The sequence below is a fragment of the bacterium genome, assembly GCA_018814885.1.
Taxonomy (GTDB): domain Bacteria; phylum Krumholzibacteriota; class Krumholzibacteriia; order LZORAL124-64-63; family LZORAL124-64-63; genus JAHIYU01.
Genome location: JAHIYU010000102.1, coordinates 19,492 through 27,965, shown reverse-complemented (window position 1 = coordinate 27,965; position 8,474 = coordinate 19,492). Strand labels below are relative to the sequence as shown.

Genomic DNA, 8,474 nt, shown 5'->3' with positions numbered 1-8,474 from the left:
CGGCGGCCTCGGCGTCGCGCAGGTCGGCCGGCCGGCTGGCCACCATCACCCTGTCCCGGGCGCGGTCGTACCAGCGGTAGCCGGGCACGCCCGAACGGGTGCCGTAGAAGAGCCCGCCCTGCACGGCCGGCGTGTTGGACGGGATGCCCGACTGCCAGCGATACAGGCGGTGCGAACCCAGGGCGAGCAACGCCGAGACCGCCGGCATGCGACCCCGGCGCACCGCGCGCATGAGGCTGCGCCAGGACAGACCGTCGATCTGCAGGATCAGCAGGCCGCGCCGCTGACCGGGGCGCGCGCGGGGGCCGTAGCGCATGCCCAGGCGGCGCAGGATCGTCTGGAAGAGCGGGTAGATCTCGTCGATGCCGAGCCAGGAGGTGAGGCTGGTGTTGATGACGGTGATCATGGCGACGCCGAACAGCGCGTGCCACCAGCCCTCGATGTGGAAGGCCGGCTCGATGGCCGCCGTGAGCTGGATCACGCCGGCGTTGATGAAGAGCGTGGGCAAGCCCTGCGTCAGGGCGTTCAGGGGCAGGGTGGCCAGGACCAGCAGGGGCCGCACCGTGAGGATCAGCAGGGCGAACTCGACGGGCAGGAGCAACGGCGCGCGCCACCAGTAGGGCAGGGCGGTGTCGAACCAGAAGCCGGGCAGGATCAGGGTCACCAGCGCCAGCGAGGCCGCGTTGACGGCCCAGACCAGCAGATACCTGATGAGGATGCGCAGGTACAGGATTCGACTCCCGGTTCAGGGTCCGGGACGCGTGCGTCAGCCGGCGCCGGCGGCGCGGCGCAGGCGCGCGATGACGCGTGGAGCCCCTATCAGCCACATGACTTCGAAGATCCCGGCGCTGCGCGTCTGACCGGTCAGGGCCACGCGGCAGGGATGGATCAGATCGCCCGCCTCCAGGGCCGAGGACTCCGCCGTGGCGCGGACCACCCGCTCGAAATCCTCCTGCGGGACGGGCCTGTCCGACGACAGGTCCCGCGCGCAGGCGCCGGCCAGTTTGCCCAGCCGGTCGCGGGCCGCATCGGTGTGCAGATGCTGCGCGACCGCCTCCGGGTCCAGGGGATAATCCTCGGCGAAGAAGAAGCCGATCTGCTCTGGCACGCGCAGCAGGTTGCTGAAGCGCCCGCCGAGGGTCTTCAGGACCAGGTTCAGGTAGCCCCGGGTGTCCGGCGCGGGCACGTGCCAGGCCGGATCGACCGTCCAGCCGCGCTCTTCGAGCAGGGGCAGGGTCAACGCGAGCCGCTGCGGCGGATCGAGCCTCTTGAGGTGCTGGGCGTTGATGTGGTTGAGCTTGTCGTAGTCGAAGCCGGCGGGGGAGCTGTTGACCTTCTTCAGGCTGAACTTCTTGATGAGTTCGCTGCGGGACAGGACCTCGTCCCCCGCGCCGCCGGGCGACCAGCCCAGCAGGGCCAGGTAGTTGATCATGGCGTCGGGCAGGATGCCCTGGTGCGCGAACTCCTCCACGCTGGTGGCGCCGTGGCGCTTGCTCAGACGCTTGCGGTCGGGACCGAGGATCATGGGCATGTGACCGAATTTGGGCGCGTCCCAGCCGAGCGCGGCGTAGACCTGGAGCTGGAAAGGCGTGTTGCTCACGTGGTCGTCGCCGCGCAGGCAGTGGGAGATGCCCATCAGGTGGTCGTCGGCCACCACGGCGAAGTTGTAGGTCGGATAGCCGTCCTGCTTGACGACCACGCGGTCGGTCAACGACGCGTTGGGGAACTCGCGCCTGTCGTAGACGATGTCGTACCAGAAGGTGACGCCGTCGTCCGGCGTGCGCAGGCGCCAGCTCGGCGCGCGCCCCGCCGCCTCGAAACCGCTTCGCTGCCCGCCGGTCAATTCGCGGCAGAAACCGTCGTAGCCGGCGCTGGTCTCCTCCCCCCTCGCCACGTTGCGGGCCTGGATCTCCTCGGTGGTGCAGTAGCAGGGATAGACGACGCCCGTGTCGCGCAGCGTCGCCGCGGTCTCGCGGTAGAGGTCCAGACGCTCCGACTGCAGGTAGGGCCCGTGATCGCCGCCGACGCCCGGTCCCTCGTCCCAGTCCAGCCCCAGCCACTCCATGCCGCGCAGGATGGCGGCGTAGGCCTCCTCGGTGCTCCGTTCGCGGTCGGTGTCCTCGATGCGCAGGACGAACTTGCCGCCGGTCTTGCGGGCGTACAGCCAGTTGAACAGGGCGGTGCGGGCACCGCCCACGTGCAGGTATCCCGTGGGACTGGGCGCGAAGCGGACGCGGATCTCCTTCTGCTCGCTCATGGGGCTGTCGATCCTTCCTCGGTCATTCCCCGGCCGTCGGCGCCAGCGGGATGTGGGGCCTGCGCGTCTGGAAGGACTCCCCCTGCGGTTCACCCAGAACCGTGGGATCCAGGGCCGTGGCCAGGGCGTACAGGTCCGTTCCGTAGATCTCCGCGCAGGCCTCGTCGGGATCGCGCCCGTCGCGGACCGCGCTCAGGAACGCGCGCATCGACGCCATGCCGCCCCGCTCCTCGATCAGGCGCCAGGCCATGAGGAAGGCCGCGTAGCGCGCCATGCGGAACATCTTCCGGTCCTGGGCGGAGTCGCTGAGGGGGGGGGCCGAGAACAGCTCATCGGTTTCCGCGGGCGTGAGCAGGATGTCCCCTTCGGCGCGGAACTGGAGCATGTAGTTGTTCAGATGCGTGCCCATTTCCGCCACGTAGGCCGCCAGGCCCTGGCGCAGCCAGGGGGGCAGGGCGTCGCATCCGTTCTCGTCGAGCAGCCAGGCGGCCACGAGGTCGTAGGCGGCGTGTCCGGCCAGCGTGCGCGCCACCAGGATGGGAATGGGCTGCACGATGCAGAGATCGCCCGCACGCTTGTACATGCGCCAGGTGCCCTGGCCGGTGCGCGAAGTGTACGCGTCGATCATGTTGGTGTTGACGATGCGGAGGGTGTCCGTGGCCGTCAGGTCCAGCAGGTCGGAGACGTCCCGCAAGGCCATCTCGCAGATCTCCACGAACGGCGCCACCACGCACCGCTTGTTGCCGGCGTGGTATTCGAGCTTCACGAGGCCGAGGATCATCAGGCCGGATTCGGAGATCACGTCCGCGCGGTCCTGCCAGACCATGCCCTTGCAGACCGAACCCATGCCGTAGGGCTTGCCGTCCTCGTCCCGCAGCGGCTCCCAGTCCGGCCAGAAGAAGGCGTGCTTGTGGTCGGGAAACCCCGACTCCGCCAGTTGCTCGGGCGAGATGCGGGGATAGGGGCCGTCCCGTGTCAGGACGGGCAGCGTGGAGGCATGCTCCTCCGCCCCGGTCGCCGGCGCGGCCAGGAGGGGGACGAGGATCATGAACAGCAGAAACACGACCGGATGCGACTTCCCGAACATCATTTGCCCTCCGTCTCCAGGCGCTTGCCTTCCGCGTAGCACTGCTTGGCCTCGACCTTATCGCCGATGGCGTCGTATACCAACCCCATGTTGTTCCAGACCGCGGACGTCTCGTCGATCTCCAGGGCCGCCTCGTAGGCGATCAACGCCTCTTCGTGCCGGCCCAGGTTCTGCTGGCATACGCCGGTGTTGAAGTGAACCCGGTACGAGTCGGTCTCCAGCTCGCCGAGGGCTCGAAACGCTTCCAGGGCCTCCGCGTATTCGCCGGCGGAGATCAGGGCCAACCCGAGATTGTAGCGCGATTTGGTGTCTGCGGGGTCCAGCGCCAGGGCGCGTCGGTAGGCCTCCGCCGCATCGAGGGGACGATCGCACCGCTGGAGGCAGTATCCCTGCTGGAAGGCCAGCTTGGGATCCCCGGCCAGCGCGAAGGCGGTGCCGTAGGCCCCGGCCGCCTCGGTGAACCTCTGCGTGTGCCGCAGGGACGAGGCCAGCGCCCGCCAGGCGGACTCCATGTCCGGCGCATACTCGACCACCCTGCGCAACGGACGGAGCGCCAGTTCGTGATCGCCCTCCCTCTGCAGGCTGAGGGCGTAGTTGTAGAGGATCTCCGGCGGCGCATCGGGATCGGAGGCCACCGCGCCCATGAACTTGCGGGCGTTGGTGTTGTCGCCCAGGGAGAGGTACAGCGAGCCGATCCTGGCCGCCACGTCGTTCTGGGCGGGGTCGAGATCCCAGGCCCTGCGGTAGGCGGCGATGGCGTCCTGAGGGCGATTCTCGGCCTCGGCGATGCGCCCGCGGGCTTTCCAGCCGCCCGGACGCTCCGGGCTTTCCAGGGTGGCGCGGCGCGCCAGCACCTTGGCCTTCATGGTTTCGCCCGCCTCGAACCAGGCGAAGGCGGCCAGGGGCAGCAGCTCTTCCCTGTCGGGGGCGATCTCCATGGCCTGCTCGTAGGCGGCCGCGGCCTGGGCATGGAGCCCGGACTCGGTCATCAGCCCGGCGTTGTCCACGATGATCTTCAGGAGCCGCGAGGTGATTGCCAGCGACGCCCGGCCGGCCGGGTCGGTCGGCTCACCGCCCGCCGTCGCCAGGTAGTCCCGCGCCGGCCCGGCGTACTCGCGCAGCAGTGACTCGTAGGCCGCCGTGTCCCCGCTCTCCTCCAGGATCACCGCCTGGGCCATCACCAGCTCGGCCGAGCCGGGACCGAAGGCGTCGCCGTAGGCGCGCAGACCGTCCTCGTAGGCCTGCCGCGCTGCTTGCGCGTCGCCGGCGTCGCGCCGGGCGTCGCCGATCATCTTGTAGGCGTTGCGCCCGCCGTCGGCGGAGAGACGCTGATAGGCTTCGAACTCGGCCACGGCGGTGTCGTGTTGTTCCAGCTTGACCATGACCATGCCCAGATTCTTGTGGGCCGCGGGCTGACGCGGGTCGCACTGGACGGCGGCGATGAAGGCGTCACGCGCGAGCAGCCACTCCTGCCGCTCCGCGTAGATGACGCCTAGATTGTTGTACAGATCGGAATTCCGCGGATTGAGCAGGATCAACCGGTTGATGGCGCCGATCTTCTCCTCGGCGCTCATGCCGCTGGAGAGGATTTCCCCGGCCGAATCGGGAGGCGTCGTGCTCTCCTGGGCCGCGGCGGCCGGTATCAGGACGACCGACAGCAGCAACGCCAGCGCGGCAACGATGCGAATTCGCGGGATCATGCCTTTCCTTTCCCGAAATCCGGCGTCGCGCCGGACTCATCGATTCGACAGGTCATGATAGTGTTCGCCGGAGCAGGTGTCCAGGTTCGCGCCTTGACTCATTCCGGCGGCTATTGTTGCTTGTACATCATGATAAGCGTTTTGATCCTGGGCGCCGGAGGCGCCATACCCACACCCGTGCGGGGACCGGCGGCGTACTGGCTGAGCGTGGACGACCGGACGGTCCTGCTCGATCCGGGTCCCGGCGCGCTCGTGAGGCTGGTCGCGTCGCCGCACGGCCCGGACGGCCTCGACGAGATCGACACCGTGCTGTTCACCCATCTCCACCTGGATCATTGCTCCGACCTGGCGGCGCTGCTCTTCGCCATGCGCTCGGAAGTCCTGTGCAACACGCGCCCCCTGCAGCTGATCGGCCCCCGGGGACTCGCCGGCTACCTGGATCGCCTCGGGGAGCTCTACGGCGACTGGGTCGTTCCCCGCTGCCGCACCGTCGAGGTCCTGGAGATCGGCTCGGGCGACGCCGTCACGCCGACGACGCGCGCTGGCGGCTGGGTCGCCGGCGGCGACACCGCGGGCCCGGCGGTTAGCGCCTTCGCGGTCGAGCACTTCGAGGACCGCTTCAGCTCGGAGAACCTGGGTTTCCGCGTCCGTGACGGACAGGGGAACAGCCTGGTCTTTTCCGGGGACACCGGGCCCTGCGGCCGGCTGGCCGAGGCGGCCGCGGGAGCCGATCTGCTGGTCGTCGAATGCTCGATGCCGGACGAATACGGCGTGGACGGGCACATGACGCCTGCGCGCCTCGCGGAACTGTGTGTCCGGGCCGCGCCGCACCGCGTCGTACTGACCCACATCTATCCGGCCGCGGCGGAACTGGATCTGCCGCGCCTGGTGGGCGACGGTTTCGCGGGCGACGTCGTCGCGGCCGTGGACGGCGACATTTTCAGCCTCGGGGGGGAAACGACGTGAAGATACGCACTGCCCTGCCGACGATCGTCTGCCTGGTCCTGGCCGCGCAAGCCTGCAGCTCACCCGGCGCGGAGCCCCGGTCCCCGCGGCGGAGCGGTTCGGAATCCATATCCGGCTACGACATGGTGCTGATCCACGGCCTGGGCTCCAGCGCCGAGGCCTGGCAGAAGCTCACGCCCTTCCTCGAATCGGGCTTCAATCTGACGATCTACGAGCTGCCCGGCCACGGACATACGGCGCCCGTGCCGAACCTGACCATCGAAACCGCCAGCCGGGACCTGGCCCGCTTCATCGAGGACAACGGCCTCGACCGGCCGATCCTGGTCGGTCACGGCATCGGCGGCATGATCGCCATGAACTACGCCTTCAGATTCACCGACGACGTGCGGCGCCTGATCATCATCGACGCGGCACCGGTGCAACTGGCCACGACCGAGCAGAAGGTCGACGTGACGGACAGGCTGTTGAACGACTACGACCGGTTCGTGGCCGACTATTTCCTGCAACTCAGCCCGGACGCGGAGATCACGGACCTGATCGTCGACCAGGCCCTGCGCACGGACCGCGTGAGCTTCACCCAGCTGCTGATGAGCAGCTTCGATTTCGACCTGCGGGAGGAGCTGGCGTACCAGACGGTGCCGATCCTGGTCATCGGCAGCGCCACCATGTTCCCCCCGTACGAGGACCCCCTGGAGCATCTTGACAGCATCGGCTACGCCAACGCGCAGACGATCGGCTACAAGTTGATGCCGCAGACTGGTCACTTCGTGATGCTGGAGCAGCCCATCCAGGTCGCGGGCGCGATCATCGCCTATTCGCTCGAGGACGAAAGTTCGACGAAATTGAAATAGCGCGGCGCCGCCTCGCCCGGCGCCGGCGGCAGGGGCACGTGTCGCTCCCGGTATCTCTCCCCGTACTCGACCCACGCGTCCACCCCCGGGAACATGGCGCCCTTCAGGCCGCGGTACGGCGCGTCGGTGACCATCGCCCAGCCGCGGGGCAGGATGTAAGTGGGTCCGAGACCGAAGACGTAACCGTAGTCCGACTTCTCGTGTCCGGCGGGGCGCGTCCGGCCCATGCCGGGCATGCGGCGGTGCGCGATGTGCAGGTCGTTCAGGCCCCACATGTCGATCGTCCGCAGACCGCTGACGAACGGGACGATGCCGGCCGAATGGATGGCCAGCGTGACGCCGGGCGGCGCGTTGTCCCGCAGCCATTCGCCGCAGACGGTGCGGCGCTCCAGGTCGCGCACGCGGTGGCGGGACCAGCGCAGGGTGCCCGGCGTCGACGGCAACGCGTTAAACATGGCGACCGCCACGAGACCCCACGCGACGCGGGACGACGCGGGACCGCGGCGCGCGACGGCCCCCACCGCCCAGGCGTCCAGCACGAGGGCCCACAGCGGCAGCACGGGCAGCACGAACCGCCAGGTCTCCTTGAAATCACCGCCCACCAGGGCCACGTAGATCAGGTACCCGCAGGTGACGAAGCAGGGCACCGCGATCGCCGGCCGCACATCACGCTCTCGCAGGGCGCGCAGGGAGGGCGCCGCGGCCAGGCTCAGCGCGGCCACCGCCGGATGGTGCAGCAGGAAGCGCCCCAGGTAGGCGAGGCCGCGCAGCAGGTGGTGCAGACCGCCGCCGGTCTTGGCGTAGAAGGTGTTGGGCAGGGGGTACCCGTAGTAGTCGAAACGCAGCCACCAGTAGGGCAGATAGACGAGGACGAAGGCGCCGGCCGCGATCGCGAGCCAGCGACGGCACGGAGTGGCGCCGCGTCGCGAGACGTACCAGGCGCCGGCGACGACGAGCAGCAGGACGCCCACGCCCTCGGGACGCGTCAACGCCGCCAGGATCAGCGCCAGCGCGGACCACGCCGACAACCCGGCCGCGCGCCGGGGGACCCGGCACTCCAGCGCCCGGACGGCCGTCACGACGCCCACGGTGACCAGCAGGGCGAACCAGACGGTCTCCAGCCCCTGCACGGCCTCGGCGGCGAAACCCGGCGTGCCGGCCAGCAGGGCGACGGCGACCAGGCCCGCCCACCGGTTGCCGGGACGGGCCAGCCGCGCCGTCCGGATCACGACGCCGCACAGGACCAGGGCGGCGACGAATCCCATCGTGCGGGCCGCCGCGGCGGGATCCGCGCCCAGGGCCATGGCGCCGGCCAGCATCACTGTCCACAGGAAGTTCGTGTAGCCCTCGACCCTCTCGCCGGGATTGTAGGTCAAGCCGTGGCCGTCCAGGAGATTGGCCGCGTAGCGGAACGAGATGAAGGCGTCCTCCTGGATACAGTCGCCCTGGATCAGCATCAGGCCGGCCATCAGCAGCAGCGAAAACACCAGCGGCAGCATGTGTATTCTGTCGCGCAACTCACATCCTTCTCGGGTCTTGGCGGCGAAAAAGAAAGGTGCAGACATCATCCGCAGGACCTATCATTAGAGCTCGGGCTCCGATCGGCATCCATC

At 69.1% G+C, this 8,474-nt stretch carries 7 protein-coding genes; 2 read left to right on the top strand and 5 right to left on the bottom strand.

All coding sequences use genetic code 11. The annotated features are described in order from the left end of the window. From KJ554_06405 to KJ554_06390, 4 genes are all read right to left on the bottom strand, one after another. Positions 1 to 733: phage holin family protein (locus KJ554_06405; protein ID MBU0741963.1), on the bottom strand; the 733-nt coding region annotated here is incomplete at its 3' end. Positions 734 to 766: 33 nt separating this feature from the next. Beyond that, complete coding sequence (locus KJ554_06400) at positions 767 to 2,257, bottom strand: glutamate--tRNA ligase (GenBank protein MBU0741962.1); 1,491 nt, start codon at positions 2,255 to 2,257, stop codon at positions 767 to 769. Between the two features lie 22 nt (positions 2,258 to 2,279). Beyond that, positions 2,280 to 3,344: a hypothetical protein gene (locus KJ554_06395; protein ID MBU0741961.1), complete on the bottom strand. Its 1,065-nt coding sequence runs from the start codon at positions 3,342 to 3,344 to the stop codon at positions 2,280 to 2,282. Then, entirely contained in the window at positions 3,344 to 5,044 is a 1,701-nt protein-coding gene (locus tag KJ554_06390; GenBank protein ID MBU0741960.1) for a tetratricopeptide repeat protein, read from the bottom strand. Before KJ554_06390 ends, KJ554_06395 begins: the two co-directional genes overlap by 1 nt. A 129-nt stretch (positions 5,045 to 5,173) precedes the next feature. On the opposite strand from KJ554_06390, the gene KJ554_06385 reads away from it, so the two are divergent. Together KJ554_06385 and KJ554_06380 are read left to right on the top strand one after the other, a co-directional pair. Then, complete coding sequence (locus KJ554_06385) at positions 5,174 to 6,010, top strand: MBL fold metallo-hydrolase (protein ID MBU0741959.1); 837 nt, start codon at positions 5,174 to 5,176, stop codon at positions 6,008 to 6,010. Further along, positions 6,007 to 6,861, top strand: a complete 855-nt coding sequence (locus KJ554_06380) for an alpha/beta hydrolase (protein MBU0741958.1) — start codon at positions 6,007 to 6,009, stop codon at positions 6,859 to 6,861. The genes KJ554_06385 and KJ554_06380 overlap by 4 nt, the downstream gene beginning before the upstream one ends. Here the strand turns inward: KJ554_06380 and KJ554_06375 are convergent. Continuing rightward, positions 6,822 to 8,378 (bottom strand): hypothetical protein, encoded by a 1,557-nt coding sequence (locus KJ554_06375; GenBank protein ID MBU0741957.1) that lies wholly within the window; start codon positions 8,376 to 8,378, stop codon positions 6,822 to 6,824. The genes KJ554_06380 and KJ554_06375 overlap by 40 nt on opposite strands. Between the last annotated feature and the right edge of the window lie 96 nt (positions 8,379 to 8,474).

Excerpts from the sequence above, each read along its gene's own strand:
- KJ554_06400 (MBU0741962.1), bottom strand. The coding sequence starts at position 2,257 with ATGAGCGAGCAGAAGGAGATCCGCGTCCGCTTCGCGCCCAGTCCCACG.
- KJ554_06395 (MBU0741961.1), bottom strand. The coding sequence starts at position 3,344 with ATGTTCGGGAAGTCGCATCCGGTCGTGTTTCTGCTGTTCATGATCCTC.
- KJ554_06390 (MBU0741960.1), bottom strand. The coding sequence starts at position 5,044 with ATGATCCCGCGAATTCGCATCGTTGCCGCGCTGGCGTTGCTGCTGTCG.
- KJ554_06385 (MBU0741959.1), top strand. The coding sequence starts at position 5,174 with ATGATAAGCGTTTTGATCCTGGGCGCCGGAGGCGCCATACCCACACCC.